The organism is Methyloferula stellata AR4, from assembly GCF_000385335.1.
Classification (GTDB): domain Bacteria; phylum Pseudomonadota; class Alphaproteobacteria; order Rhizobiales; family Beijerinckiaceae; genus Methyloferula; species Methyloferula stellata.
Window position 1 is genome coordinate 3,388,746 of record NZ_ARWA01000001.1, and the last position, 26,821, is coordinate 3,415,566.

30 protein-coding genes are annotated in these 26,821 nt (G+C 59.5%); 16 read left to right on the top strand and 14 right to left on the bottom strand.

Annotated features, from left to right (window positions below; translation table 11 throughout):
• Positions 1–239: 239 nt before the first annotated feature.
• Complete coding sequence (gene fabI / locus A3OQ_RS0116680) at positions 240–1,091, bottom strand: enoyl-ACP reductase FabI (RefSeq protein ID WP_051116048.1); 852 nt, start codon at positions 1,089–1,091, stop codon at positions 240–242.
• Positions 1,092–1,435: 344 nt separating this feature from the next.
• Here fabI and A3OQ_RS0116685 point away from each other — a divergent pair, with 344 nt between their 5' ends.
• A complete protein-coding gene (locus A3OQ_RS0116685; protein WP_020176562.1) occupies positions 1,436–1,975 on the top strand; it encodes a sigma factor-like helix-turn-helix DNA-binding protein in 540 nt (179 codons plus the stop codon).
• 8 nt (positions 1,976–1,983) lie between these two features.
• A complete protein-coding gene (locus tag A3OQ_RS0116690) occupies positions 1,984–2,883 on the top strand; it encodes a hypothetical protein (RefSeq protein WP_020176563.1) in 900 nt (299 codons plus the stop codon).
• An 18-nt stretch (positions 2,884–2,901) separates the two neighbouring features.
• On the opposite strand, the gene A3OQ_RS0116695 is transcribed toward A3OQ_RS0116690, so the two are convergent.
• Positions 2,902–3,873 carry a DnaJ C-terminal domain-containing protein gene (locus tag A3OQ_RS0116695; protein ID WP_026595933.1) on the bottom strand — a complete coding sequence of 324 codons (972 nt, stop codon included), beginning with the start codon at positions 3,871–3,873 and terminating at the stop codon, positions 2,902–2,904.
• Positions 3,874–4,022: 149 nt separating this feature from the next.
• Entirely contained in the window at positions 4,023–4,463 is a 441-nt protein-coding gene (locus tag A3OQ_RS0116700) for an RT0821/Lpp0805 family surface protein (protein WP_020176565.1), read from the bottom strand.
• A 100-nt stretch (positions 4,464–4,563) separates the two neighbouring features.
• On the opposite strand from A3OQ_RS0116700, the gene pdxH reads away from it, so the two are divergent.
• The 3 genes from pdxH to A3OQ_RS0116715 are packed head-to-tail and all read left to right on the top strand — an operon-like array spanning position 4,564 to position 6,211.
• On the top strand, positions 4,564–5,178 hold the full coding sequence (gene pdxH, locus A3OQ_RS0116705; protein ID WP_020176566.1) for a pyridoxamine 5'-phosphate oxidase: 615 nt from the start codon (positions 4,564–4,566) through the stop codon (positions 5,176–5,178).
• A complete protein-coding gene (locus A3OQ_RS0116710) occupies positions 5,175–5,639 on the top strand; it encodes an NUDIX hydrolase (protein ID WP_020176567.1) in 465 nt (154 codons plus the stop codon). The genes pdxH and A3OQ_RS0116710 overlap by 4 nt, the downstream gene beginning before the upstream one ends.
• A 14-nt stretch (positions 5,640–5,653) precedes the next feature.
• On the top strand, positions 5,654–6,211 hold the full coding sequence (locus tag A3OQ_RS0116715) for a TIGR02301 family protein (protein ID WP_083931682.1): 558 nt from the start codon (positions 5,654–5,656) through the stop codon (positions 6,209–6,211).
• A gap of 75 nt (positions 6,212–6,286) precedes the next feature.
• Here the strand turns inward: A3OQ_RS0116715 and A3OQ_RS22795 are convergent, their stop codons facing one another.
• Positions 6,287–6,511, bottom strand: coding sequence for a hypothetical protein (locus tag A3OQ_RS22795; RefSeq protein ID WP_020176569.1), 225 nt, complete (start codon positions 6,509–6,511; stop codon positions 6,287–6,289).
• A 582-nt stretch (positions 6,512–7,093) separates the two neighbouring features.
• Between A3OQ_RS22795 and A3OQ_RS25290 the strand changes: the two genes are divergently transcribed.
• Complete coding sequence (locus A3OQ_RS25290; protein WP_020176570.1) at positions 7,094–7,576, top strand: hypothetical protein; 483 nt, start codon at positions 7,094–7,096, stop codon at positions 7,574–7,576.
• A gap of 202 nt (positions 7,577–7,778) precedes the next feature.
• Here the strand turns inward: A3OQ_RS25290 and A3OQ_RS0116730 are convergent, their stop codons facing one another.
• Entirely contained in the window at positions 7,779–8,198 is a 420-nt protein-coding gene (locus A3OQ_RS0116730; protein ID WP_020176571.1) for a CBS domain-containing protein, read from the bottom strand.
• A gap of 272 nt (positions 8,199–8,470) precedes the next feature.
• Between A3OQ_RS0116730 and A3OQ_RS0116735 the strand changes: the two genes are divergently transcribed.
• From A3OQ_RS0116735 to A3OQ_RS22805, 3 genes are all read left to right on the top strand, one after another.
• Positions 8,471–9,037 (top strand): HPF/RaiA family ribosome-associated protein, encoded by a 567-nt coding sequence (locus A3OQ_RS0116735; RefSeq protein ID WP_020176572.1) that lies wholly within the window; start codon positions 8,471–8,473, stop codon positions 9,035–9,037.
• Between the two features lie 10 nt (positions 9,038–9,047).
• Complete coding sequence (locus tag A3OQ_RS0116740) at positions 9,048–10,385, top strand: erythromycin esterase family protein (RefSeq protein ID WP_020176573.1); 1,338 nt, start codon at positions 9,048–9,050, stop codon at positions 10,383–10,385.
• Positions 10,386–10,450: 65 nt separating this feature from the next.
• The gene (locus A3OQ_RS22805) at positions 10,451–11,188 is read left to right on the top strand and encodes a dienelactone hydrolase family protein (protein WP_341872083.1); all 738 of its coding nucleotides are present in this window, start codon (positions 10,451–10,453) and stop codon (positions 11,186–11,188) included.
• Positions 11,189–11,229: 41 nt separating this feature from the next.
• Here the strand turns inward: A3OQ_RS22805 and A3OQ_RS0116750 are convergent, their stop codons facing one another.
• Positions 11,230–12,555, bottom strand: coding sequence for a dihydroorotase (locus A3OQ_RS0116750; protein ID WP_026595934.1), 1,326 nt, complete (start codon positions 12,553–12,555; stop codon positions 11,230–11,232).
• Between the two features lie 112 nt (positions 12,556–12,667).
• On the opposite strand from A3OQ_RS0116750, the gene ygfZ reads away from it, so the two are divergent.
• A complete protein-coding gene (gene ygfZ, locus A3OQ_RS0116755; protein ID WP_020176577.1) occupies positions 12,668–13,546 on the top strand; it encodes a CAF17-like 4Fe-4S cluster assembly/insertion protein YgfZ in 879 nt (292 codons plus the stop codon).
• Positions 13,547–13,614: 68 nt separating this feature from the next.
• Here the strand turns inward: ygfZ and A3OQ_RS0116760 are convergent, their stop codons facing one another.
• The 3 genes from A3OQ_RS0116760 to A3OQ_RS0116770 form a co-directional block, all read right to left on the bottom strand.
• Positions 13,615–13,872 (bottom strand): acyl carrier protein, encoded by a 258-nt coding sequence (locus A3OQ_RS0116760; RefSeq protein WP_020176578.1) that lies wholly within the window; start codon positions 13,870–13,872, stop codon positions 13,615–13,617.
• On the bottom strand, positions 13,869–14,681 hold the full coding sequence (locus A3OQ_RS0116765; RefSeq protein WP_020176579.1) for a hypothetical protein: 813 nt from the start codon (positions 14,679–14,681) through the stop codon (positions 13,869–13,871). The genes A3OQ_RS0116760 and A3OQ_RS0116765 overlap by 4 nt, the downstream gene beginning before the upstream one ends.
• 71 nt (positions 14,682–14,752) lie before the next feature.
• Entirely contained in the window at positions 14,753–15,712 is a 960-nt protein-coding gene (locus A3OQ_RS0116770) for an acyl-CoA desaturase (RefSeq protein ID WP_020176580.1), read from the bottom strand.
• 222 nt (positions 15,713–15,934) lie between these two features.
• Between A3OQ_RS0116770 and A3OQ_RS22810 the strand changes: the two genes are divergently transcribed.
• Both A3OQ_RS22810 and A3OQ_RS0116780 read left to right on the top strand, forming a co-directional pair.
• Positions 15,935–16,144: an acyl carrier protein gene (locus tag A3OQ_RS22810; protein ID WP_244427333.1), complete on the top strand. Its 210-nt coding sequence runs from the start codon at positions 15,935–15,937 to the stop codon at positions 16,142–16,144.
• Between the two features lie 53 nt (positions 16,145–16,197).
• Positions 16,198–17,877 (top strand): fatty acyl-AMP ligase, encoded by a 1,680-nt coding sequence (locus A3OQ_RS0116780; RefSeq protein ID WP_244427172.1) that lies wholly within the window; start codon positions 16,198–16,200, stop codon positions 17,875–17,877.
• Here A3OQ_RS0116780 and A3OQ_RS0116785 read toward each other — a convergent pair.
• Together A3OQ_RS0116785 and A3OQ_RS0116790 are read right to left on the bottom strand one after the other, a co-directional pair.
• Complete coding sequence (locus A3OQ_RS0116785; RefSeq protein WP_020176583.1) at positions 17,868–18,749, bottom strand: WcbI family polysaccharide biosynthesis putative acetyltransferase; 882 nt, start codon at positions 18,747–18,749, stop codon at positions 17,868–17,870. The two genes, A3OQ_RS0116780 and A3OQ_RS0116785, sit on opposite strands and share 10 nt — an antisense overlap.
• Before the next feature lie 133 nt (positions 18,750–18,882).
• Positions 18,883–19,248, bottom strand: a complete 366-nt coding sequence (locus A3OQ_RS0116790; RefSeq protein WP_020176584.1) for a hypothetical protein — start codon at positions 19,246–19,248, stop codon at positions 18,883–18,885.
• A gap of 48 nt (positions 19,249–19,296) precedes the next feature.
• Between A3OQ_RS0116790 and A3OQ_RS0116795 the strand changes: the two genes are divergently transcribed.
• Positions 19,297–19,914, top strand: a complete 618-nt coding sequence (locus A3OQ_RS0116795) for a DNA-3-methyladenine glycosylase I (protein ID WP_040580163.1) — start codon at positions 19,297–19,299, stop codon at positions 19,912–19,914.
• A gap of 16 nt (positions 19,915–19,930) precedes the next feature.
• On the opposite strand, the gene A3OQ_RS0116800 is transcribed toward A3OQ_RS0116795, so the two are convergent.
• The 3 genes from A3OQ_RS0116800 to A3OQ_RS0116810 form a co-directional block, all read right to left on the bottom strand.
• Entirely contained in the window at positions 19,931–20,128 is a 198-nt protein-coding gene (locus A3OQ_RS0116800; RefSeq protein WP_020176586.1) for a type II toxin-antitoxin system HicA family toxin, read from the bottom strand.
• Positions 20,129–20,332 (bottom strand): DUF1902 domain-containing protein, encoded by a 204-nt coding sequence (locus A3OQ_RS0116805; RefSeq protein WP_020176587.1) that lies wholly within the window; start codon positions 20,330–20,332, stop codon positions 20,129–20,131.
• Positions 20,333–20,471: 139 nt separating this feature from the next.
• Complete coding sequence (locus tag A3OQ_RS0116810) at positions 20,472–22,196, bottom strand: AAA family ATPase (RefSeq protein WP_020176588.1); 1,725 nt, start codon at positions 22,194–22,196, stop codon at positions 20,472–20,474.
• Between the two features lie 338 nt (positions 22,197–22,534).
• Between A3OQ_RS0116810 and A3OQ_RS0116820 the strand changes: the two genes are divergently transcribed.
• The 3 genes from A3OQ_RS0116820 (at position 22,535) to A3OQ_RS0116830 (ending at position 26,796) form a co-directional block, all read left to right on the top strand.
• Positions 22,535–23,221, top strand: a complete 687-nt coding sequence (locus tag A3OQ_RS0116820) for a hypothetical protein (protein WP_020176590.1) — start codon at positions 22,535–22,537, stop codon at positions 23,219–23,221.
• Positions 23,222–23,246: 25 nt separating this feature from the next.
• Positions 23,247–23,912 (top strand): YoaK family protein, encoded by a 666-nt coding sequence (locus A3OQ_RS0116825; RefSeq protein ID WP_020176591.1) that lies wholly within the window; start codon positions 23,247–23,249, stop codon positions 23,910–23,912.
• A 115-nt stretch (positions 23,913–24,027) separates the two neighbouring features.
• Positions 24,028–26,796, top strand: a complete 2,769-nt coding sequence (locus tag A3OQ_RS0116830; protein WP_020176592.1) for a DUF2339 domain-containing protein — start codon at positions 24,028–24,030, stop codon at positions 26,794–26,796.
• Positions 26,797–26,821: the final 25 nt, after the last annotated feature.

The following is a 26,821-nucleotide window of genomic DNA, read 5'->3' on the forward strand; positions in this document are numbered from 1 at the left end:
TCTTTGTGGTAAATGACTGGAGGTGGATTGGATGCCTAGCAAGGGATTGTGACAGCCGTGCCTGACGATGCCGCAGGTGTCAGCTCCCTACAACAACACATTTATCAGATACTTAATCTGAATTTCTGATGAATGGCGGGAGCAAGGGCCAGGCGCGCCAATCGACGAAGAGCGGCTGAAGAAGCCGGTCGAAGGAATCGCGGCGGCCAGAAAGGAGCTCCCTTTCCGGATCAATGCGCTCAGTCCTTATTGTTCTGAACCGAAATGTCGGGTGCCGCCGGATTTTTCATGCCGACGACATGATAGCCCGCATCGACATGCAGGATTTCGCCGGTGATGCCGCGTGCCATCGGGGACAGCAGAAAAGCCGCGCTTTCGCCGACCTCCTCGATCGTCACGGACCGCCGCAGCGGTGCGTTATATTCGTTCCATTTCAGGATATAGCGGAAATCGCCGATGCCGGACGCGGCCAGGGTCTTGATCGGTCCCGCCGAAATCGCGTTGACGCGAATGTTCTTCTCGCCGAGATCGGCCGCCAGATAGCGCACCGAGGCCTCGAGCGCGGCCTTCGCCACCCCCATGACGTTATAATGCGGCATCCATTTTTCGGCGCCGTAATAGGTGAGCGTCAGCATCGAGCCGCCATCAGTCATCAGCTTTTCGGCCCGCTGGGCGATGGCTGTGAAGGAATAGCAGGAGATCAGCATCGAATTGACGAAATTATCCGCCGTCGTGTCGACATAGCGCCCGGTCAGCTGATCCTTGTCGGAAAAAGCGACACAATGGACGACGAAATCGAGCCTGCCCCAAATCCGGGCGATTTCGGCGAAAATAAAATCCACGGAGGCGACGTCGGTCACATCGCAAGGACCAAGGACCTGGGCATTGAGTTCCTGGGCGAGAGGCCGCACCCGTTTCTCGAGCGCCTCGCCCTGGAAGGTAAAGCCGAGTTCGGCGCCGGCACCGGCAGCCGCCTTGGCAATACCCCAGGCAATGGACCGGTTATTGGCAACGCCCAACACCAGACCGCGTTTCCCCGCCAAAATGCCGTGCTGGGGAGATCCGGTGACCGTTATTTCCGGCTGCGTCATACTCAATCCGGACCAAGAGGAGGAAAGGCGGGCCAGGAAAGGCCGCGGGGACCTGCCGCGTTTAAGGGTTGGCTTTGCTTAGCGCAAGTCCGAAGGTTTGTGGAAATACCACCTTCCCTCGCACGAAATGACATGATTTTCATTTACAACCATAGGCAGGCGGCGCGGAGCGCTCTATGATTAAGCTTTAGAGCTAGGCTTGGCCCCCAGCCAGCTTGCGGCGAGCAGGGATATCCATCCCATTTTGCTCGGGACCTCAAGCGATTTGTAGCTGGACTCAGGCGTTTGGAAACCACGGGAATCGCTTTCCGCCCAGATGGAAAGCGCCAGAGCGGAGCGCAGAGGTGAGCTTACGCGACGATTTGGGCCTCCTGACGCCGCGCCTGCGCCGTTATGCGCAGGCGCTGTCCAATGTCGTCCATATCCCGAGCGAAACGGCGGACGCGCTGGTCCAGCGCACCCTCATGCATGCGCTGCAGACGGGCCCCTTGAACCCCAGATCCGATATGACGGTCTGGCTCTATTCGCTGCTGACACAATTTTATCGCGACGCACAAAACCGCCTACATGGCGCGACGGCGGCCGGCGAAAGCCGCAGTCTTTACGGCAGCACGATCAGCGACAAGCCCGTGGGGCACGGGCATCCGCCAGGCGGTTTGGGCGCCGGGCTCGCCGCCCTCACGCTGGAAGAACGCGAAGCGCTGCTCTTGGTCGTTCTCGAAGGCTTCAGCTATGGGCAGGCGTCGCATATTTTGCGGATCTCGCGCGGCATGCTGATCATCCGCCTGGCGCATGCCCGCGCCGCCTTGTCGAATTCCATCGGCGCCAAGGTCAGCCCCGGCCCGCAGCCGCGGCGTCCACCTTATCTGCGCGTGATCAAATAGGAAAAGCCGTGGCGACTCTGCCGCTCGTCAGCGAAGAAGATCTCCATGCATTCGTCGACGGCGAGACGGATGCGCAAACCAATGCGGCCATTCTCGCGCTTCTCGCGGCGTCTCCGGCGGATGCCGCACGCGTCGAAACCTGGCGCTGTCAGAACGAACTCATTCGCGCCAGTTTCGGCAAGATCGAGCATGAGCCCATCCCGCTCTCTCTGTCTCTGACCCCCACCCGCAACCTGCGCAACGACAGTTTGGTCCGGCTTATCCCCGCGACGGCGGCAGGTGCGCGCGAGGGCGATGAATTGACGCCGCAAGCCTGGAAGGCATCCGATCTCGCCAAGCTCTGCGCCGCGATCGGAATTGCCTTCGCCGGCGGCATGATGGCGGCACTCGTGACGCCACATCTCTCCAGCCCGCTTGCGGAGCTGTTTCCAAACCACCCGACTTCGATTGCAAGGACGGCGGCCGACTTGCCTTTGCCGTTTCAAACACTCGAAATCGCCGGGCTTCGCGAGAAGAGCCCGACAGCGGAGACAAGCCTCAAAATCAGGGACGAGATGATTTCGAAAGGCACCCGCGCCGATTTCAATCCTGCTCCCATGCTCTTCCAGGATTTGGCCGCGTTGGAGCTATCGGTCGAGGGCTTTCAGATCGGGACGGCAGCCAGCGATCCGGCTCTTTGCCTGTTCCTGTCCACCAAAGCCGGCGAGCCCCTGACGCTCTGCCTCGAAAAGGCTTCGTCGGCCCAAAGCTTCAACTACCGCACGACGGAGGTGCCGCCGCTGCGTTCGGTCGATTGGCCGGAACGGATCGGCCATTTCGCTCTAGGGGGACGCCTGTCCGAGACGGCGCTTCTCGACGTTGCCCAACGCATCCATACGCGGGTCGGGATGTCGAACCCGGCCCGCTGATTTGTTCGCGGGGCGAAGCTAGGTCAGATCCTTGCGCGGATCATAGGGCTTCTCGGCTTCCCACTTGCGCATCAAGGCGACGAGTTCAGGGTCTGCCGTCTCCGGCAGAACGATCCGCAACGTCACGAAAAGATCGCCGGTTCCACCTTGCGCACTGGGCAGGCCCTTGCCGCGCAGCCGCAAGGTGCGGCCGCCGCTGCTGCCAGCCGGCACGGCGAGTTCGACGGCGCCGCTCAGCGTCGGCACATTGACCTTGGCGCCAAGCACGGCCTCATAAAGCGCGACCGGCAGATCGAGCCGCAGATCGCGCCCATCCACTTTGAAGTAAGGATGCTTGGCGATCTGGACGGTCACCATCGCATCGCCCGCTTCGCCGCCGACAGGCGAGGGATAGCCCTGCCCCTTGAGACGGATCTGCTTGCCGTCTTCCATGCCGGCCGGCACGGAGATGTCGAGTGTGCGCCCGGTCGGAAGCTCGACGCGCGCTGTAGTGCCTTTCGCGGCCTCAGCCAGACCGATCGTGACACTCGCTGCGGCATCGGCGCCTTTCTGCGGCTGACGCGTTTGCTGGCCGCCGCCGCCCCGCCGCGCGGCATTGCCGAAAAGATCGGCGAAGAGATCGCTTGGGTCGAAACCGCCGCCGCCACCCCGGCCGCCGCCCCGGCCGAGATCGAATTCGAAATGCTCATAGCCGCCGCCGGGCGCCTGCTGGCGGAATCCCGGTGCACCCGGACCGCCCGCGCCAAAACCCTCGAAGCCTTGAAACCGCGGCTTGCCTTCGGCATCGATTTCGCCCCGGTCGAAAGCGCCGCGTTTCTTCTCGTCGCCGATGATCTCATAGGCGGAGCCGATCTCGGCGAATTTGTCTTTCGCCTTGGCATCGGTGCTCTGGTCGGGATGGAATTTTTTGGCGAGCTTGCGATATGCCTTTTTGATTTCGGCCGCGTCGGCCGTCTTCGGCACACCTAAAACTGTATATGGATCACGCATTGAAAGAGCCCAATTTCCGCGCCCGCCCTGAGTCGGCGCAAGCGCACATGTCTCGCTCATAATTTGGGTGAGAATTTACCGGCCGCAAGACTCTCATCGCAGGTTAAGCTCGAGTCCGCGCGCATAAAATGAGCGAGATCAAGCCTATATCAGGTCTTCTTCCAGGGCTTTGTGTCGGTGACGGTCCAATTGCCGTCCTTGTCGGCGCAGGCCGTACCCTGCAGCGACTTGTCGCCGCCTTTGAGATCGATTTCGGCCAGGAAGGCACGGCAAACACGTTCGTTTTCGGGATAGGCCTTGCCGACCGGGACAAAATTCCCTTTGGCTCCCGAATCGGGGTTGCTCCAAGCGACGGTCGATCCGGCGCCTTGCGGATCGAGCGCCGTGGTCATAGCTGCTTTGGCGCGCCGCGCGTCCTCGGGGCCGAGCGACTCGGCAAAAAGCGGCCGCGAAATCGAGGCAGTGACGTCCTCGTCGGTATGGCTGACAAGCGAGGGGATCGGCATGGAGATGGAACAGCCGGAAGATGCAAGCGCCGCGACAACGATGAAGCAGCCTGCGCCAAAGCCCGGCCACGAGGACCGCGCCAAGCCGTCCCGGCTGCTATAATGAGTCTGGAAAGATCCGTAAGTCCGATTGGGGCGCACGCCCTCACCTGTCACACAGCCGCAGTACCAACGAGGGGTAGCATTGAAAACGTTAATAGGCAGTGACTTCACCGAAGCAGCGGAGCCCTTCGCTCTCTTCGAAAGTTGGTTCGAGGACGCGAAAAAGAGCGAGCTGAACGACCCGGATGCGATGGCGCTTGCCACCGTCGATACCACAGGTCTGCCAGATGTCCGCATGGTGCTCCTGAAATCGGCCACCCCCACCGGATTTACATTCTATAGCAATGCGGAAAGCGCGAAAGGCCGCGAGCTCGAGGCGAATATGAAGGCCGCCGCGGTTCTGCATTGGAAATCCCTGCGCCGGCAGGTCCGTTTTCGCGGTCCGGTCGAGCGCGTGAGCGATGCCGAGGCCGACGCCTATTTCGACAGCCGCGCGCGTGAGAGCCGGATCGGGGCTTGGGCGAGCCAGCAATCGCGGCCGCTCGAAAGCCGCTTCGCGCTCGAAACCGCCGTCGCCAAATTCGCGCTCACCTATGCAATCGGCAAAATTCCACGCCCGCCTTATTGGGTCGGCTACCGCATCCAGCCGCTCGCCGTGGAGTTCTGGGCGGATGGAACGTTCCGTCTGCATAACCGCATCAGGTTCAGCCGCGACGGGCTCGACGCGCCCTGGACCAAAGAGAGGCTCTATCCGTGACGCAGACCAAAGAGGACGGACGCCTCTATCCGGCCTACCCGCTCCTTGCGGTCAGCATCGCCTTGTTTCGCGACGACGAGGTGCTGCTCGTCAAACGCGCCAGGCCGCCGCTCGAAAATCTTTTCTCGCTGCCAGGCGGCCTTGTCGAATGCGGCGAGCTTTTGGAAGAGGCCGCACGGCGCGAATTATGGGAAGAAGTCGAGATGAAAGCGGGTCCGCTCACGTTCAACCGGCATGTCGAAATGATCGAGCACGATACGGAGGCGCGCGTGAAACGCCATTTCGTCATCGCGAATTTCGCCGGCGCCTGGGTTTCGGGTAGCGGCCGCATGAACGAGGAGGTCGGCGAAATCCTTTGGACCCCCACTGAGGCGATCAGCAACCTGCCGTTAACTCCGAGGCTCGCTTATGTGATCGAGAGCGCGAAAGCGCTGTCGGCCGGCCAGACGCGAGGGAGTTGATGCCAAACGCTTCGATGACTCATCGCAGGTCGCGGCGTTTCGCCGCCGCTCTGACCGCCCTCTGCTTGAGTTGCAGTGCCTCACTCGCGCAGGGCTGGCCGGGGGCGCAATCCTCGCCTTTCAGCTTCGGCGCCCCGCAACCGGCACCCCAGGCCGCACCGCGACCGCATTGGCCGCGGCCGCGCCGGCTGGCGCCGCAGGCGGCCGTGCCGAAGCCGGACGCGTCGAAAACCGAGGCCGCGCCGGCATCCGGCGCGGACGAGCCACCGCCGCCCTATGAGCCGGAGCTTTTACGGCTCTCCGAAATCCTCGGCGCCTTGACCTATCTGCGAGATATTTGTGGACATTCGGATGCGGAGACCTGGCGCGGCCGGATGCAGGCGCTTCTCGACTCCGAAGCCAAGACCGCGACGCGCAAGGAGCATTTGGCCGGTGCCTATAACCGCGGTTTCCACGGCTATGAAATTTCCTACCGGGCCTGCACCCCTAATGCACAGGTCATCATCAAGCGCTTTTTGGCGGAAGGCGAGAAGATCGCGCATGATGTCGCCAATCGCTATGGTGCGTCGTAACGCTCACACAAAAACACCAGGGCGCGGACGATGGCCGCACCCTGGTGTTTTAATAGATAGCGATCGGACGAGCGATTACTCGTTCATGTGATCCTGTTTGCCACTATGAACTTGGAAAGCAGGCTTCACCTCGCGCCACTTGAAGCCAGCGCTCGGATCGGCGCATTGAATCTCACGTTCGGGAATCAACTTCTCGCAGAGGTCGATGCAAATCTGTTCGATCGGGGCCTCCATGTCGTTTTCCTCCGTCATGCGATCGATCGACATTTCGCCGAATTCCTCACCATCGATGAGATGCATGATGAAAATCTCTTCGTGGCCCGGAGCGCCATGCGCGTTGACCCTGAAGATTTCGCCCTTGTATTCAAATTCTCAAATCATGTTCCCGCCGACCCTTCTCAGTTGGGTTAGCGACAATATGGATCAGGATCCATCTGCTGCGATCTACGAAGCGTGAGGCCAGTCATAAATGACGGGCTATGGCGACGAAGCAATCCAGTCATCGTCTGAAACTGTTGTTCTAGTCTGGATTCCTTCGCTCCGCTAAATGCCATGCTCAAACTCATAAGAATAGATACGTATATCTGAGTGTATTTTACAAATCGAGTATTTCAGAATGGTGTTATTTTCGGCGCAGACGGAAATGAATAAATACAAAAAACTTGGGTGCCTTTTATATTCTTTATCCATCTATTTATATTCTACTAAAAGATATTTTTTTTGCGGCAAGCTTTGAATGAAACATCACATTGCCTGAAAGCAGGGTAGTATGAGCGACTTGACCTCGGTCAAGCCCCATGTTTATGGTCGCCACGCTTCGTAGATCGCAGCGGTCTATTTCATATTGTCGCTAACCCAACTGAGAAGAGTCGGCGGGGAAACATGATACGCGAATTCGAGTATAAGGGTGAAATCTTCAGAACAAACTATCATGGCGCGCCGGGCCACGAAGAAGTGTTCATCATGCACATCATTGACGGTGAAGAGTTCGGCGAAATGTCGATCGATCGCATGACCGAAGAAAACGATACTGACGCGCCGATCGAGCAGATCTGCATTGATCTCTGCGAAAAGCTGATCCCCGAGCGGGAAATTCAGGTTGCTGATCCGAGCGCGGGTTTCAAATGGCGCGACGTCAAGCCGGTGTTCGGCGTGCATGACGGCAAGCAGGAAACCACAATGAAGGAGAAGACGGGCCTGCCGTGTACAGTTACGGGGATCTATTTGGCCCATCACGACAGACAGCACAAGCAGCCGCATGAAGTGAAGATGGTGAAGGGACACAAGTTCCCGATATGCAATCAATGCGAGGACGGCGGCCCGAAGTACGAGCTGGTCAAGGAAGATCCCAATCTGATCCGCTGAGTCTTCTTTGGTTTGGCGCGCACTTCTTTCAAGTGCGCGCCACCCTCAAAGATCGGAATGCACCGGATCAGCGAGGCCCCGCGGAGGCCTGCGCGAGTGAATGCGACAAGGCCGAGCAGTGAGTCTCGGGCGACATCCGGCTGTCACCGCCTAGCGCTTGCGCCGCGGGCCGCCACCAAGACCGGCCTTTGCAAAATATCGTTCAGGCGTGATGCGCGGAAACCGCGGACAAAACCTCGCCGGACACCTGTTTGCCGAGCTTGAACGAAATATCGCCCAGACTCAGCATGCCGAGGACCGCATTATGCTCGTCGGTCACAGCCAAACGCCGGATCTTCTTCGATTCCATGGTTTGAACGGCTGAATTGATATCGTCCTCGGGCGAACAGCAGATGGCATTTTTTGTCATGACATCCTTCGCCGTCAGTTGGTTCGAACTGGCGTTATCGGCCAAAGCTCTGCAGGCGATATCGCGATCGGTGACGATGCCGATCAGATGACCTTTCGATGTCACTGGAATCGCACCGACATCGAAGTCTCGCATCATCTTCGCAATTTCCATGATCGGCGCGGTTTGCTCAACCGATCGCACGCCATGATGCATGATGTCCTTGACCTTCATATCTATCTCCTGGGTCTCTGAGCGCCCCCCGATACGGCAGTCAGCGGGATATAGGGCGCGTAGCGCGATTGACATTGATCAAATGCAATCGCGGTAACTTCGCGTCTGATGGTTTGCGGTTGGCTCGGGTTTAAAGGCGAGTTCAAGCTTGATCCGCCGCGATGGCCAAGCCAGCCTCGATCTGAAGAAATTGAATTGAACTCTACGAATGGCGCGCGATCGACGACGGCATCGTTGCAAGCAAAACATCCCGAGCAAGGAAGGAAGCCTCCATGCAAGTCCCAGCCGAGATCAGCTTCCAAAACTATGAGCCTTCGGAGCAAATTCGCGCCGAGATCGAGAAGCAGATCAGCAAACTCGAAAAGTTCAGCAGCCGCATCACGAGTTGCCACCTTGCCATCATTGGCCCGCACTCGCGCCATCATCAAGGCGAAGCCTTCAAGATCGATCTGCGTCTGGCAATGCCTGAGCATAAGGATATCATCGTCAACAAATCGCATGGCGATAAGGCCGAAAACGAACATATTCTGGTGGCGATCAGAAACGCTTTCGGTGTGGCGCAACGGCAGATCGAAGATGCGGCGCGCGATATGCGCGGACAAACCAAGGTGCATGTGCCGGAAGACCATGGCCGGGTGACGAAATTCGTGGTTGGCGAAGATTGCGGCTTCATAGAGACCGACGACGGGCGCGAAATCTATTTCCATCGCAACGCGGTTCTCGATGGTGCGTTCGACCGGTTGAGCGTTGGCTCGGAAGTCCGCTTCTCCGAGGAAAAAGGAGAAAAGGGCCCGCAGGCGAGCACGGTCAGCCCGATTGGCAAGCATCACATCGGGTGAGGAGGCTCTTATGGCGTCGAACATAGCCGAACTGCTGCGTTCAACCGGCGCCGACGAAGCCGCGGCGATCGTGCGCCGTTATTGCGAACCTTTGCCATCGCTCGATGAGGTCGACGCATTCGGCCAGATGTTCGATCGTTTCGGCGACGCGAAAGTCGTATTGCTCGGGGAAGCGACGCATGGCACGTCGCAGTTCTATCGAGCCCGGGCCGCAATCACGCGCCGCCTCGTGGAGAAACACGGCTTCAACATCGTCGCGGTCGAGGCCGATTGGCCGGATGCGGCGCGCATTGACCGGCATGTCCGCCACGGCGCGCATGAGGCGTCGGCGGAAAAAGCCTTTTCACGCTTTCCGACATGGATGTGGCGCAATGTCGAAGTGCATGATTTCGTCGAATGGTTACGTGCTCACAACGGGAAAGTGCCTTCCGAAGCACGGGTCCAATTCGCAGGGCTCGACATCTATAGCCTTAACGCGTCCATAGCGGCCGTCCTCGCCTACCTTGACCGGGTCGATCCGGCAGAAGCCAAGGCAGCGCGCATCCGCTATGGCTGTCTCACGGCTTGGCAAGGCGATCCCGCCCGCTACGGGCGCGCGGTTTTTCACCTCGACAAGTCGCCTTGCGAAGATGGCATCGTCGCGCAATTGCGCGCATTGCTCGACAAGCGGCTTATCTATATGCGCGAGAAAGGAGACTTTTTCGATGCCGAGCAGAATGCGCGCATCGTACATGCGGCCGAGCATTATTACCGCCTGATGTATCGGAGCGCGACCGACTCCTGGAATCTGCGTGACCGTCACATGTTCGATACTTTGACACGGCTGCTCGCTGCCCACGGCAAAGATTCGAAGGCGATTGTTTGGGCGCATAATTCGCACATCGGCAATGCCGCAGCGACGGCCATGGGCTGGCAGGGCGAGTTCAACATCGGCGAATCCTGCCGGGCGGCCTATGGAGACGATGCCGTACTCGTTGGCTTCGGCACCGATCGCGGTACGGTCGCGGCGGCCGATGACTGGGGCGGTCCCATGAAAGTGAAGACCGTCCTGCCCGCGCGTCCGGATAGCTACGAGCGGGTCTTTCGCCAGGCTTTCGTTCCCGCTTCGCTTACGGAGTGGCGGAGCGGGAACAAGAAGGAGCTGCGCGACGCGCTTTCGAAGCCGCGGCTGGAACGCGCGATCGGGGTCATCTATCGGCCGGAGACCGAGCTTTCGAGCCATTATTTCGAGGCGATCTTGCCGGACCAGTTTGACGCCTATGTCTGGTTCGAAGAGACGGTCGCGGTGACACCGCTCAGCGGCGCCCCGCCGCATGGTGCGCCGGATACATATCCATTCGGCCTTTAACCCTGATCGCCCGCGGAGCAGCGGCGAAGATCGGCTGCTGCCACGCTTGATATTGATATTGATCAATGTGGACACCCAAGCCATGTCCACTATGGCGCACGGGGGCCTTGCCAATTGGGCGGTGCCATATGTCGAACGGACCTGAAATCAGCGTTCGTCAAGTCCAAATCCCACCTCTTGGACTTGACGGTACTTTGCGGCTGCCTCTCCACCCTATCGGCGTGGTTCTATTTGCGCATGGAAGCGGCTCCAGCCGTTTCAGCCCGCGCAACGTGGCCGTCGCCTCCGTATTGAATGATGCCGGTTTTGCAACGATTTTGCTTGACCTCCTGGCTCCAGAGGAAGAGGGCAATCGCGGCAACGTATTCGACATATCCTTGCTGGCGGACCGATTGATCGATGCGATCAAGTGGATCGACCGCGATCCTGAACTCTCCAAACTGCCACTCGGCCTATTTGGCGCGAGCACCGGCGCGGGGGCAGCGCTCGTGGCGGCGTCCCGGGTCGGCGACAGGATAAGCGCCGTCGTTTCCCGCAGCGGCCGTCCGGATCTGGCCGGTTCCGCTCTGCGCAAAGTGCGCGCGCCGACATTGCTGATCGTGGGAGGTCACGATGATGCGGTCATCGATCTCAACCAGCAGGCTTTGGCGCAGCTAAAATCACCAAAGGTGCTGAGCATCGTGCCAGGTGCCACGCATCTTTTTTCTGAACATGGCGCGCTCGAAGCCGTCAGCAAATTGGCGAGCAAATGGTTTTCCGTGCATCTTCGCCAGCTTGCCGTCGCGGGCAGCATCGTCCTTTAAGAAGCCAGCCGCAGTACATTACGATTGCGCGTCTACGCCCTTCATAAGGTATCCAGGAAGCGGACCGGCTCGCCTGTGGACGGCGTTGTCAGCTCGCCTTCCCACATGACCTGCTTGCCGCGCACGAAGGTACCGATGGGCCAGCCCACGACCTCCTTGCCGGCATAGGGCGTCCAGCCTGCGCGTGACGCGATCCATTGATCCGTGATCGTCTCGCGCCGTTTCAGATCGACGATCGTCAGATCCGCGTCAAAACCAACCGCGATGCGGCCCTTTCCGGCAATGCCGAAGAGGCGTGCAGGGCCGGCACTGGTCATATCGACGAATCGGGCGAGCGTCAGACGGCCGGCATGGACGTGATCGAGCATGATCGGCACCAAAGTCTGCACACCCGGCATACCTGAAGGACTCTGTGGATAGGGCTTGGCCTTTTCTTCCAGCGTATGCGGCGCATGGTCGGAGCCGAGAATATCGGCGATACCCTGCTCCACTCCCCACCAGATATGGTCGCGATGTCTCGAATCGCGCACCGGCGGATTCATCTGCAGCTTGGTGCCAATGCGGGCGTAATCGGAGGCATCGAGCGTCAGATGATGCGTGGTGATCTCGACGCTCGCAATATCCTTGTGTTCGCTCAGAAAATCGATCTCCTCGGCGGTCGAGACATGCAGCACATGAATGAGGGCATGCTGCTCGCGCGCGATTCGCACGAGACGCTGCGTCGATTGCAAAGCGGCGATCTCGTCGCGCCAAACGGGATGCGACGAAGGATCATTCGCTATGCGCAACGGCTTGCGCTCGTTCAGTCGATATTCGTCCTCCGAATGAAAGGCGGCGCGCCGCTTCGTGTGGGCGAGAATGGCGGCGACGCCGGAATCGTCTTCGACAAGCAGCGTCCCCGTCGAGGCGCCCATGAAGACCTTGATCCCGGCGGCACCCGGAAGCCGTTCGAGCTCCGCCACATGCTTGGCATTTTCATGCGTGCCACCGACCCAGAAGGCGAAGTCGCAATGCATCCTATGGAGGCCGCGGCGGACCTTGTCGGAAAGCTGCGCCTCGCCCGTCGTCAGCGGGTTCGTATTCGGCATTTCGAAGACGGCCGTGACCCCGCCGAGGACGGCCGAGCGGGAGCCCGACTCCAAATCTTCCTTATGTTCGAAACCTGGCTCGCGGAAATGCACCTGGGTGTCGATCACGCCTGGCAGGATATGGAGCCCCGTGGCGTCGATCAACTGCCCGGCCGAAGCCTGCGACAAATCCCCTATCCCGGCGATTTTTTCGCCGCAAATCCCTATATCTCTTGGACTTTCGCCATCTTGATTGACAAGGGTTCCACCTCTGAGGAGAACGTCGTAAGTCTGCGGCATGGGCCCTCGCCGGACGCTGGCTTATTGGCAAGCGTCTTGCAGTTGGAAAAGTAACGGTATCGACAGCCCAAGTCATAATGGGCAAGCAGGATCGAAGTCGAGGGACTCTTAAATGACAAGCGGAGCTAGTCTTCTCACCGACCGGGGCGTGCTTAGGGTAGCGGGCCCGGATGCGGCAACTTTTCTGCAAAAGCTGATCACCAACAGCGTCCAGAAATTCGAGCCGGGCGAGAGCCGATTCAGCGGGCTTTTGACCCCGCAAGGCAAGCTTTTGTTCGATTTCTTCGTGGTCCCCCTGCCGGAAGGCCCGGACGCCGGTTTCTACTTCGACTGCGTCAAAGAGCAGTCGGCCGATCTCGCCAAACGCATCAATTTCCACAAAATGCGCGCCAAGGTGACGATCGAGGACCTTTCCACGAGCTTAGGCGTCGCAGCCTTCTGGGGGAGCGAACCGCCGGCGATCACTGACGCCACCGTCTACCGGGATTGCCGGGTGGACGGTATGGGCTGGCGGGTCATCGCGCCGATTGCAAATCTGGAAAAGGCGGTCGCAACCGACATGGCCGCCTACGAAGCCTTCTGCATAGACAAGGCCGTGCCGAAAGGCGGCGTCGATTTCGAATATGGCGACACTTTCGTCCATGACGTCAATCTCGACCAGTTGCACGGGGTCGATTTCAAGAAAGGCTGCTATGTCGGCCAGGAAGTTGTGGCGCGCGTGCATTTCCGCAAATCGGCACGCAAGCGCATCGTGAAGATCCATTTCGACGGTCCAGCGCCCGCCCCTGGAACGCCGGTGATGGCGGGCGAGACCAATATCGGCCTCGTCGGTTCGATCGCCGGCTCCGAAGGGCTTGCGCAATTGCGTATCGATTTTCTGGAAGACGCAAAAGCCGCAGGCACGGCTGTCAAGGCTGGCGACGTGCCGGTCGCCGTCACGGTTCCGGAGGCCCTGATCGAAACAGCTTCCGGCGTCGAAAAGCGGCTCTGAACCTTACCGGGCTCGCGGCGTATTTATCGATTACGAGCGGGCCTGGGGCCCGCATACGGATGATGCCATCAGAGCTGCGGCCGGCTCGCAGCCGCCGCTTCGATCAGCGCGACCCAATCGCCGATGGAGCGCAGGGCATCGATTTCGCGGCTGCGAAAGCGGACGTCGAAACGCTCCTCGACGGCGAGCACCAGCATGACCATTTTCGCCGAGTCCCAGCCGGCAATGTCGCCTGCGGTGGTCTTCATTGTCAGGACGAGTTTTTCGTCGTCGAAATTTTCGCGGAAGATTTCCGTCAGCGCGGCGAGAAGGTCAGGCTGCGTCATGCGCGAGCCTGCCCGGCGAGGCTGAGGGCTTTGCGGCATAGAATGAGCCAATATGCTTCTGAAAAATCCGCTGCCGTCTTGAGGTTGGCGAACCGATCGATATAGGCGTGCATCAAGCCTTCTTTCTCCAGTTCGATTGTGCCCGCAGGCTTGCCCGGCTCCTCGAGCGTTACCCATAGTAGCCGATTCGGACCGAAGCTCCGCATGAGGGCATATAATTGCTCGACGTCCGATCGCGACGCGATATCGGACTTATGAACAAAAATCCGTTCCGCGTCTTCAAGATCGTCGAACAGCTTGCGCGCCAGAAAATCGAGCCTTTTTGCGTGAGTGATTTTCAACTCGTCGAACGTCTTGCCGAGGGCCAAGTTGCCGCCGTGAAAGCGAATGCCCAATAGCGGGACGATCACCGTCAATTGCGGCGAACCATATTCAATCGGCCCATCGAACTGAAGGAGGACATTCTCGGCCTTGCGCAGCTCGACCAGCCGCGATTGCAAGGCCCGAATGAGTTTGGCAGCGGAAGCGTCCGAGAACCGGAACAGATCGAGAGGCTCCGCCAGATATTTATGTTGAAGCAGTCCGAATTCGCAATTGTTGCCGAGACTGTGAAATTTTGCGAGCACGTCCTTACAGAAGGCCTTGCGTGCCTGCTTCAAAGACTGCGGCTCGAAGGTCCTGTGCCGGAGATAATGGACAAGCGCCGCGATGCCTGTCTCAGGCGCATTCAAATAGCGATCGAGATAGGCCGCGGCATCGATCCGCGCGCCGCCAAGCGCATCGCTGCGCCCGGTTTGGATGGCTGCCATGTCGCCGTCAGACGTTTTCAGCGACCGAGCTATGTTGAAATTCATGAACGAGCCCGCTCTTGCGGCGTCCGTCAGGTCCCCGGCCTTCGCTCGGAGATGATTTTTGTCTCCTGCGGCAGCTTGATATCCCAGACGAGACCCAAAATCCCCAGGCTTCGGATAAACCAGAAGCCGGGGTCGAGTTCGTGCCACCTTAGCCCAAAAGCCGCCGAATTGGAAAATGCATGGTGATTATTGTGATGTGCCTCGCCCCAGGTGACAAACCCCAGCCAGACATTGTTCCGGCTTTGATCGCCGCGGGCGAAGGCCTTGGTACCGACCAGATGACACAATGAATTGATCGCCGACATCGTCTGCTCGACGACGAAGATGCGGACAACCCCGCCCCAGAGAAAGCCGGTCAAGGCGCCCTGCCAGCGCCACTGGACAAGCCCACCGATGAGCGCCGGAAGTGCCAGCCCGAACGCCACCCAAAAATAATAAGAGCGGTTCAACCGCATCAGATCGCGGTTGCGCAGAAGATCGGGAACGTAGCGCGCGACATTTGGATAATCGTGGCGGATCATCCAAGTCAGATGCGCATGGATAAAACCGCGCATGCGGCCGGACAGAGTCTCGCCATGCAGATTGGGCGAATGCATATCGCCGTCGCGATCGGACAGCTCATGGTGACGGCGATGCATGGCGACCCAGGAGATCATCGGGCCGCGGGCCGCCATCAGTCCTAAGACCAGGAGTAGATAGGCAACCGGCCGCGCCGCCGTAAAGGCCCGATGCGAAAAATAGCGATGATAGCCAACCGTCAGACCAAGCCCGGTCGCAAGCCAGAACACCGAAAACAAAACAATGTCGGTAACATGCAGAGGCAGCCAGCGAAGCGAGACGAAGGCGGCCAATGTGCCCAAGGCGGGGAGCACATCGAACAGAATGAAGTGACGCAATTGGATGCGATGAAACGCGGCGCTCGAAAAAACCGTGCGCGCCGGGCGTTGCGGTTGCGAAGCATCAAGAATGGTCGTGGCTTGATTCATAGCTCAAGCATGGCAGCGGACAACGGCGAAGACAACAAGCCGTCAAGCCGAGTTTGGCCGAAATGAACCAAAATCTTCCGTGGCACTTGCAAGGCGGAAGGCTGCTGTATTACTGCAACTACGACCTCGATCGAACAGAGTGAAAACTTGCCCGAGTTTACGTCCCCATCCGAATTTGATACCGATGCCGTAACGACATATTGTATCAACTTCGTCGCCGAGATGCTTGAGCGGGCTCCTGCCGATATCGATCCCAACGCGAAATTCAGCCGCATCGGTTTTGATTCAGCAATGTCCGTTCAATTGGTCGTGGCGCTCGAAGAACTTCTCAACATCGAGCTCAGCCCCGATTTGATCGACAGCTTTCCGACCATCGCAAGCCTGTCGGCGCATCTTGCAAAAGTTCGGGCGCAATTGCCGAAAGACTCGTAGTCACGATAGGCATGTCACATCCTGCTCCGCACACAATGATCGAGCTGTTGGAGATGCGTGCCGCATTGGCACCATCCGACATTGCTCTGAGGTTTCTCTCGGATCGCGGCAAGGTCGAAGCGGAACTGAGTTTCGCATCGCTGCGCGCGCGTGCAATGGCCGTTGCCGAAGATCTCGTCGCGCGCGGAGCCAAGCCTTGCGATCGCGCCATCCTCGCCTTCCCGCCCGGCCTTGAATTTCTCATTGCCTGGTTCGGCTGTCTTTATGCAAACGTGATCGCCGTGCCGATGATGCCGCCGCGCCGCGCCAGCGCGCGGGATTCGAGCGAGAACATCATCGGCGACTGCAAACCGCGCTTTGGCTTCACGAGTCAGTCCTTCGTGATCCGCGACGAGATGATCGCCCGCTTTGCGGAATACGCAATCGATTGGATCTTGCTCGACATAGACACCACGCATGAGCCCGTGGGCAACAAACTGCCCGCGCCGGCGCCAGGCGACATCGCCTTCCTGCAATATACGTCCGGCTCGACCGCCTCGCCGAAAGGCGTGATGGTGTCTCACGCCGATCTCATCGCCAATCTCGATATGATCCGGATCGGCTTCGGCAATGGCCCGCAATCGACCTATGTGAGCTGGGTCCCGCTCTTTCACGACATGGGGCTGATCCTGAATGTGCTGGAGGCGATCTATATAGGCGCGCCTTGCGTTCTGGTTTCGCCGGTCTCGTTTCTGCAGCGCCCGCTCGTATGGCTTCGCGCGATTTCCGACTTCAAGGCCGAAGTCGCGGGCGGTCCCAATTTCGCTTTCGATCATTGCGTTTCGCGGTTTCAGGCAAAGCAGATGGAAGGCGTCGATCTGTCGTCCTGGAAAGTCGCGATCAATGCCGCCGAGCCGGTCCGCGCCGGCACTTTGCAGCGTTTCACCGAGACATTCGCGCCTTACGGGTTCGACGCGCATGCCTTTTATCCCTGCTACGGCATGGCCGAGGCGACCGTCTGGATGACGGGCGGCACGCGCTGGCAGGACGTAAAGATCAAGAAGGTGAGCAAGGCCGGCCTGCAAGGCTTGAAGATCGGTGCTCCGGTGGATGATGCCGATGCGCAATCCGTCGTCGGGTGCGGCCTCGCGGGCATCGGGTCGAAGATCGCCATTGTCGATCCCGAAACCATGGCGCGGCTGCCCGCAGGCCGTATCGGCGAAATCTGGGGCCGCGGCCCGCATATAGCGCAAGGCTATTGGGAAAAGCCGGAAGCGACCAGCGAGACCTTCGGTGCGATGATTTCAGACGAGACCGAAGGTCCTTGGCTGCGCACCGGCGATCTCGGCTTCCTCGATGAGGACGGCGAAATTTATATCGCTGGCCGCATCAAAGACATCATCATCATTCGCGGCCGGAATTATTATCCGCAGGACATAGAGCATACGGTCCAATTGACCGATGAAGCCTTACGGCCGGGGTTCGGCGCGGCCTTCACCATCATCGCCGCGGACGAGCAGGAAAAGCTCGTCATCGTCCAGGAAGTCGAACGGACCCAGCGTCATCGGGCGGATCTGCCGGACATCGCCGGGAATGTCCGCGAGGCCGTGGCCGAGGCGCATGATCTTGCGGTTCACTGCATCATTCTCGTTCCGCCCGGCGTGGTGCCGAAGACAACGAGCGGCAAAATTCAGCGCCGTCTGACGCGGCAGCTCTGGCAGGACGGCGCGCTCGACATCCTGCATCAACTGTAGCGCGCGATATAGGCGCGCACGTAGGTCTCGAAATCCATGACCTGCCCATGGACCTGATAGGTGCGGTCCGCGGTCACCCATGTCATGCCAAGCGTCTCCGCGATCTTCGGATGAACCGGCGATTGGATCACCTGCAGCTCGTCGAGCTCCGGCATCGGCTGTCGGACGACATCGATCTTCGAAACGGCGAGCACATAGTCGAGCAGCATCGCCAGCAAGGATCCGCAGGGACGGTTGACCGTATAGAACAATTGGCTCTCGCGGAACCCGTCGAGAATGGTCTTGCCGATGACCGTGCCAAAGCGCGCATCCAAAGCCTCGAGCCGCCTCGCTTCGAAATCCAGAATGCGCTCCGGCCGGATGAGGCCTGGAACGTCGAGCTGCCTATAGGCCTCGAACCGCGCCTGCGGGTCTGGAACGAGCTTGCGCAATTTGCCGAGCGCACCATCGTAATAGGTCGTCGTATGCACCGACGGATCGTCGAGGCTGCGCGCATGCGCGTCGCGCAATCCGTTGAAATCGTCATAGGGCCAAGGCGCGGCAAACCAGATGACCGGGAAGCGGATGATATTCGCAGACGCCGGGATCGCATCGCGCAGCGTGTAATCTTCGAAATTCTTGACGTCCTGTACGAGGAGATCGTCGCATTGCGCGAGCTCTTCCGCCGCCGCTGCGCGATCTGCCTCCGGCACATCGAAGAAATGATAGAAGGACCGAATCTCAGCCCCCGGCGCCACGCGGCTGAAGGCGCGATGCAAAAGCTCCGCCTGGCAATTGCCGATGAAGCCGATGGTACGGCGTCCGTCTTTCTGCGCGGCGACAGGCCGATCGGCCGAAGACGCCTCGTTTGTCCTGCTACTCGATTGGTCCATGTTTAATCCCGGCGGCGCGTTTTTCGATCCATCGGGTTGGTTCGAGCCTCCAATGGTGACCTCATCAAGGCAAACGGCGCGGGCTCCGTTTGGACGAAGCCAGCGCCGCGTATAAATCCCTCCGTCTAATGGATCAATAAGGCTGCACCACGCAAGACGCGTAGGCGGCGCTCAAAGTGGCCACAGCCGATGAGACCGCGGCCTGTTGTTCCGGAGTCGTGTAGGCGACGCCGGTGAAGGCGAATTGGTTATAAGTCTGGAGGCCCTGCAACACGGCCACCGCGACCGTCGGATTGGCCGCGATGGAGGCGAACCCGCGCCGCGCCGTGCAGGCGCAGACGGCCGCCGGCGGCGCGCCGGGCGAAACCGACATGACGATATGTTCGCAGATCGGCATGAAGCGCCTGAGATAGGCTTGCGCTTCCGCGCCTTGAGTGGCACCGGCGGTCAAAGCCGCGGCAAATGAAATAAGACTAAGACCACGAATAATTGATTTCATGAAATTTACTCCTTGCATCTCCTCTCCCCCCGAACAAATTATCATGAAATGACTGAAAAGCACCCGGTGAATCACGAGGATGGACGCAGCCGCTGCCAATGGCCGGGCAGCGATCCACTCTATGTCGCCTATCACGATCATGAGTGGGGCGTGCCCGAATATGACGATCGGGCTCTGTTTGAAAAACTCGTGCTCGACGGCTTTCAGGCAGGCCTGTCGTGGATCACGATCCTGCGACGGCGTGAGGCCTTCCGGAAAGCCTTCGACGGATTCAATCCCGAGAAGATCATCCGCTACAGCGACAAGAAGATCGAAAAGCTGATGGGCAATTCGGAGATCATTCGCAACAGAGCGAAGATCGTCGGCACGGTGTCGTCGGCCAAGGCATATCTCGCGCTTCAAAAGGAAGGCGGCTTTTCGGCTTATCTCTGGGACTTCGTGGACGGGCGCCCGATCCAGAGCGACTTCCGGACTCACAGAGACATTCCGGCCAAAACCGACCTGTCGATCAAAATGTCCAAGGATCTGAAGAAGCGCGGCTTCGCCTTTTGCGGACCGACGATCGTCTATGCGTTTTGCCAGGCCGTCGGCATCGTCAACGATCATGTCGAAGCGTGTTTCCGGCGCGAGGAATGCCGCAAGCTGGCGAAGAAGCCCGCGCGCTAGAGATTTAGGTCACGGACTAGAAATGCTTGTCGAGCCCTGCCTGCTTCAAAATGGCGTTGGCCGAAGTTGTCTTGACGATGTTGCTGGGCACGGTGAAATTTCTGTTCGTAATCGGGCTACGCCAAATCTCATGCGAGCCCTTGCCCTGCCGGACAAAAGTGCATCCGCCGTCTTTCAGAAGCTGGCAAAGCTGCCGGTATAGATCGGCACCCACTTAGGCGGCAGCGGGAAGATGGATCAGAAAATCATATTCGGCGGCAGCCGCCTGTTCGCCCAAAAGATCGGGACCTACGTCGCGGACGACCTCTATAAGCTGATCCACGCTCGACGCCTCGACCGTCAAGCCCGCTATGTCGGACTCATGCACGAAATAGAGCTTATGCTCTGGGTCGAATTCGACATGAACCACAAACCTCATAGCGGACCTCAATCGAAGCAATGCGCGTTGCTCCGCCGAAAGCTGTCACACTTCTGGAAGGTTGGTCAATGCAATGAATCGTAACGCCATAAGGCATTACGACTCCTATTGAATTCACTCGATCAGTTCGAGAGCCAGGCTACTCCGCCGCCTGGGCCAGGGTCTCCGCATATTCCGGCGCAAGATCGAGGCCCCGGAAGATCGAGCAGCGGATGAACACATCGGCCGTCGGCTTAACCTGCTTATGAGCGCAGAATTTCGCCGTGAGTTTCGTGAGGCCCTTGATGTCGCGGCCCGTCGCCGTAGGGAACATATAGACGAGATCATCCATCAGCTTCGGTTCGACGGGCAGTTTGAACTGTTCCGTCATGACGCCCCAGATGCGGCGGCGCGCATCAGCCACAGGCGGATGGAACTTGATCATGGCGATACAACGCGACACGATGGCCTCATCGATATCGTCGACACGGTTTGTCGTCATGAACAACAGGCCGTTAAAATATTCGAGAACGCGCAAGAACACGCCGACGACGGCATTGGTGGCGATATTGTCGTCGCGCTTCTTGATATAGACGTCGGCTTCGTCGATCAGCATGATCGCACCCCAACGTTGGGCGCGGGTCAGCACGTCTTTCAAGGCCGTTTCCATCGCGGCCACATTCAAGCCGAGCTGGCCGGAATGAACGCGATAGAGCGGCCGCTTGATGATTTCGGAATAGACCTCGGCGGTCAGCGTCTTGCCGACGCCCGCCGGTCCGCAGCAGAGCACAGTTGTACCACCCGATTTGCCCGCCACAATATCGTCCATCAGGACGTCCATCTCAGCCGTGAGAATGTCGATCAGATCGGTCTGCTCACGCGGCAGAACGAGCTTATCCTTCAATTCCGGCTTGTATTCGTAAGGCTCCATATCTTCGACATGCACCCAAATATAATGGTGCAATTCGAGATGGAACATCAGCACGAAAGCGTGAACCGGGAGCGTCGTGAACATCCCCTTCGGGATTTCCTTCTGCGATTCTTCGACTTCGTCCTCATTGTCGTATCTGTCGCTTTTCTTAGCTTTGCGCAGATAAGTGCCAAGAATATCGCCCGTGGCATCCATGGTGAGCTGGCGCTGGGTCAAGATGCCTTCGTCATTGACGAGGCGCGCCGGGGTGCCGCTGGATGAAAGGACGATCACATCCTTGCGGGTCCAATCCGTATCGCGGTGGGTGGAATTCGGGTCATCGGCGTAAAAGCCTGTGCCATTAGCCGAGAATTGAGTGCCGTATTGCGCGCGCCAATCGAAATATTTCTCGGTCGTCGCATCATATTCGGCGAGAAGGGCCGGCGTTTCCTTGAGGAAGCCCTTCATGGCGAAAATCTGCGGAATCGTGCGGCCGACGATTTCCGGCCCTTGAATACGAACCGTCTGTGTTGTGACCGAGCCCTTGACGTTAGCCTTCAATTCCAAAAAGATCTTGGCGGAGGTGTCATCTGCAGGCGGCGTGAAATCAAGACGCGTCAGCACGTAGGGCAAAGGACGGTTGGTAATGGCCGTGGTGAAAAGCCATCCTCTGACACCATCCTTGATGAGCCAGCGTGCGATCGCCGGAACCACATCTTCCAATTCATCCGCGGTGAAGGTTTTGCCACCCTCGCTCAAAGCTGCATGCAAAGTTTTGAGCTGTGCGGCACGAAGCTTCAGTCCGGGTCCACCGGCCTCAAAAAGATCGGCGAGGAAGACCATTTGGGGCAATTTGAGATGTGTGGCGGGAATCTCGACCTTGTTACCGAACCGCAATTGGTCCTTCAGCGGCGCGAGCTCCGGAAATTGCGCGACCAGGGTTTCAACAAAAGGCCGCTCGATCTGAAGGTTCATCATCTTCTCCACGCGAAGGTCGCTCAAGCCAGCCCCATGGCGGGACCGACCAAAAGTTAGGCAATGGCTGCCGCCTCGCTATCCGTGACCAGCACGAAAGCCGCATTCAATGCCGTGAGCGATTTGTCCAAGTCCGTACGTGCGTAGGGCGCAAGCAATTGATGTGCCGGGCTTGCCTTGTTCTCGCCGCGATGGTCCGGCGAGTCGGCTTAACCTTCGTTTTCCTTAGATAAAAGCTCCATGCCCCTAATCGTTATGTAAATCATTTAAATTCAAAAAACGGACAGCGTTTAGCTCGACATGACGTCATCCGCCTCCAAGCGTTATAGTTGCTCAGAATGAGTCCTTCCCGCCCCTCCAACCGCTCCCGCACCCCCGACACGCGCAAAACGCCCGCGCCCTCAAAGCTGCCCGCGACTCGCGCCTGGGTCCGGCTGCCTTCCGGCAAAAGGCTCGATCTCCTCAATCCGACGCCCCTCGATTGGGACGATGAAGATCTCGCCCTCGGTCTCGCGCGAACCTATCGCTGGGGCGGCCATTCGGCCTGGCCGCTGCCTTTGTCGGTCGCGCAGCATTCACTTTTCGTGCTGGCGCTGCATCGTCTCGAACAAGGCGACGAAGACCCGCGCGCGGATCTGCGCGAACTGCTCCATGATGCCGACGAAGGCCTGCTCGGCTTCGACTGTATCTCCGTCGTGAAGCCCTTTCTCGGCGAGGGATTCCAAAAACTCACCGCGCAATTGCAAAACGCGGTTTTCCTGCGCTACGGCATTTCCGACTGGACAGGCGAACAAAGGCGAAAGCATAAAAGAGCCGATCGCATCGCTGCCGCGTCGGAGGCCGTCCATGTCGTCGGCTGGACCAAGGCTGAAGTGCGCAACACCTTGCGCATTCCTCACGAATCCCTGACTTTCGATCCGCTCGCCACGGTCTATGGTGGGACGCCTTGGGAGCCCTGGGCTCCGGGGCTGGCCGCCGAGCGGTTTCTCGCAGAGCTTTCACGCCTGTTGAAAGCCGCGACATAGACTTTGAAAAGATGATTTTGCCCTGATGAAAAAACTCCCCATTGCCGGCCTTTTGAGTTTCAACAGCGGCTTTGTCGATACGGTCGGCTTTTTCGGCCTGCAAGGTCTTTTCGCGGCGCATGTCACCGGAAACTTCGTGACGATGGGCTCAAGCCTCGTCTTCGGGACGCAAGGCATCATCGGGAAGCTTCTTGTCCTGCCCGAATTCGTCGCGATGGTGATCCTCACGCGATGGGCCGGACTTTTCCTGGCAGCCCGGAAATTGCCCGTCCTGCGTCCGCTGCTGTCGCTTGATCTCCTCTTTCTCATCGGCTTTTTCATTCTTGCCAATGTCTTTGGGCCTTTCGCCGACGCGGATTCGCCCGCGGCTCTGGCCGCGAGCTTTACGGCCGTCGCCTCCATGGCCATCTTGAACGCCGTGCAACGCGTTTATCTGAGCGACATGCCGCCGATCACGATCATGACCGGCAATACGACTCAAGTCGCGCTCGATGCGGTCGATCTCATGCGCGACCTCGATCCCGACAAGAAAGTTGTCGTGCGCATGCGGTTTCTGCGCACGATCAACAGTATTTTCTTCTTCTTCGTCGGCTGCGCCGCCGCGATCCTGATGCATTTCCATTTCGGCTTTTGGGATCTCGGGGTACCGGTCTTCATCGGGCTCGTCTGCGTGATCCTCAGCCACGATTGACCGGTGCGGCCGCGCACCCCAACGGCAACCTGTGCTGTTAACTTGATCGGCTTTGGCGCAGGATGGCAGGAACCGCCATGCGCCTGTCGCACGTCACCAGAGCAAGCCGATTTCGATGGACGATTCCTTTTTCATTTTGCTTGCCATCCTGGCCTTCGTCGCCTTCCTGCTGGGGCCGATCGGCTTCTTTTTGACGCTCGCCGCGCGGTCTCGTCTCGGCCTAGCCGAACGGCGGATTCTCGATCTTCAACAAGACTTGCGAAATGCGCGGGCACAGCTGGCAGTCGAGAGAGCGATGCCGCCAATGCCCGCAACGCCGCCGCTGCCGAGCGAGCCCGTCGCAGTGACTCCGGCGCCGGTCGAAGCCGAAACAACAGTCGCCGTGCCAATCGAAGAACCTACTGCCGCAGCGGAACCGTTGCCGCCGCCTGCCGCCCCGGCAGCCCCCCCGCCCTTGCCGCCGCCGTCCGCTGCCGCGCCGTCACAGCCCTCGCTCGAAGAAACATTGGGAACCCGCTGGGCGGTCTGGATCGGCGGCATCGCGCTCGGTCTCGGGGCTCTGCTCCTCGTGCGCTATTCGATCGAACAGGGCTGGTTTGGCCCCGCCGCGCGCGTCTTGCTCGGACTCGCCTTGGCTGCCGCCTTGATCGTTGCCGGAGACTATTTGCGCCGCCGCGATCCGGCCCGTAACGCGCCACCCGCCGCGGACAGGCCCGCGCCGTCGCAAATTCCCGCCGTGCTCACGTCAGCTGGAACCGTCGCCGCCTTCGGTGCGATCTATGCCGCGCATGCGCTCTATGGATTCATCGGACCCGCCTTCGCTTTTCTCGCGCTCGGCATGGTCGGTTTGGCGACAATGCTCGCCTCGGCCTTGCATGGCCCGGCGCTTGCCGGTCTCGGGTTGCTCGGCGCGCTCGCCGCGCCAATGCTCGTGCAATCCAATGAGCCAAACCCCTGGCCCGTGGTGCTCTATCTGACCGTCGTGATCGGTTTCGCCTATGCGCTGGCGCGGCTGCGTCTCTGGCTTTGGCTGGCACTTTGCGCAGCGGCCGGCGGCTTCATATGGGGCCTTATCCTTCTCAACGGCCAAGCGATCAATTTCGAGGAAGCAACGCTCGTCCACGGCGTAATCGAGACCCTCATGGCGACCGTGCTCTTCGCCATCATCAACGGCGCCGGCGTCGCCGATCAAGATGCCGAAAACGACTCTTTCGCGCTTTTCATTCCGTCGGCCTTCGCTCTCTTCGTGCTGATGGCCCTGCATGCCCTAGGTGTCTCTGGCCACTTCGGCACGGGCTGGATGGTCGGCGCGGGCGCGACCATCGCCATCCTCGCCATCGGCGGACTTCTGGCGCCGACCGCCGCCGGTCTCCTGCTCGCCGCAGGCGTGATGCTGGCGCTGACCTTGCTCATCTGGCCCGTTGCCGCGAACCTCCCCATTTTTCCCTCGGAAGCTTGGCTCTGGACCTGGCCGCACCCGAAGTCAGACTCGACCTTCGCGGCCTTTGCCGGAATAGCCGCCGCGGCATTGGCGCTTGCATCCGGCAAACGCCTCTTCGATGGTCTGTCGCTGCGCGCACCGATCGCAACGATCTACGCCGGTGCCGCGGGTCTCATTCCGCTCGCCGTGCTCGTCATCGCCTACATGCGGCTCGCGCATAGCGAGATCAACCTGCCCTTCGCCGCCATAGCAGGCGGGCTCGCTTTCGCGTTTCTGATTGCCGCCAATCTGTTCTTCAGCCGCGATGCCGCGCAAACGCATCCGACTTTGCGGCTCGGCCTCGGCGCTTTCGCATCGGCGGCGCTGGCCGCCTTGGCGCTTGGTCTCGTCTTCGCGCTCGATCGCGGCATGTTGACGGTCGCTCTCGCGCTCGCCGCTTTGGGCGCGGCCTTCGTCGACCGGCGCCTCGGTATTGGTGCGCTCCGCTGGTGCGTAGCAGGGCTTGGCCTCGTCATCGCCGCGCGGCTTCTCTATGAACCGCGCATCGTCGGCGCCGATCTCGGCACCACGCCGGTCTTCAACTGGCTGCTCTGGGGTTATGGCGTGCCGGCGGCTGCCTTCGCTGTCGCGGCGCAGCTCCTGCACCGGCGAGGCCAGGATGTGCCGGTGCTTGTCGCGCAGGCGCTCGCCATTCTCTTTTCCGCGCTGCTCTTCTTTTTCGAGATCCGCCACGCGATCAACAATGGCGATCCCTTTGCGGACACATCGAGCCTTATCGAGCAAGGGCTGTTGGCGACAACGGCTTTCGGATTCTCGCTCGTGCTCACAAGGCTCGATGTCACGCAGACGAGCCCGGTCTTGCGATATGCGTCGCTCGGCTTCGGGATCGTCTCGTTTGCAACAAGCCTGTTCGGTCTCTTGATCTTCGAAAACCCGCTGTGGAGCGGCGGGCGTCTCGAGGGCGGCTTCATCGTCAATTCGCTCTGGCTCGCCTATGGCGTGCCGGCGCTGATGGCCTATTGGCTTGGCCGAGTCGCGCAAGGCGTCAGGCCCAATTGGTATTGGCAAGGCGCGCGCATCGCGGCTTTGGTTCTCATCTTCGCCTTCCTCAACCTGGAGCTGCGACACCTGTTTCAAGGTGCCGATCTCACCTGGACGGCATCCCGCCATACCACCGATACGGAGGTCTATTGCTATTCGGCGCTCTGGCTTTTGCTGTCGATCCTGTTTCTCGCCTATGGGCTCTGGCGCGCTTCGGTCGTCGCGCGTATTGCTTCGGCGGTTTTGATGCTAATGACCATATTGAAGGTCTTTTTCTTCGACCTCAATGGCCTCACCGGCGCGATCAGGGCTTTGTCCTTCATCGGGCTTGGCCTTGTGCTGATCGGCATCGGCCTCGTCTATCAGAAACTGGTTTTCGCGCCGCGCCGCCCGCCCACGTGAGCGCGCGCTCAATTCGGTGTATAGG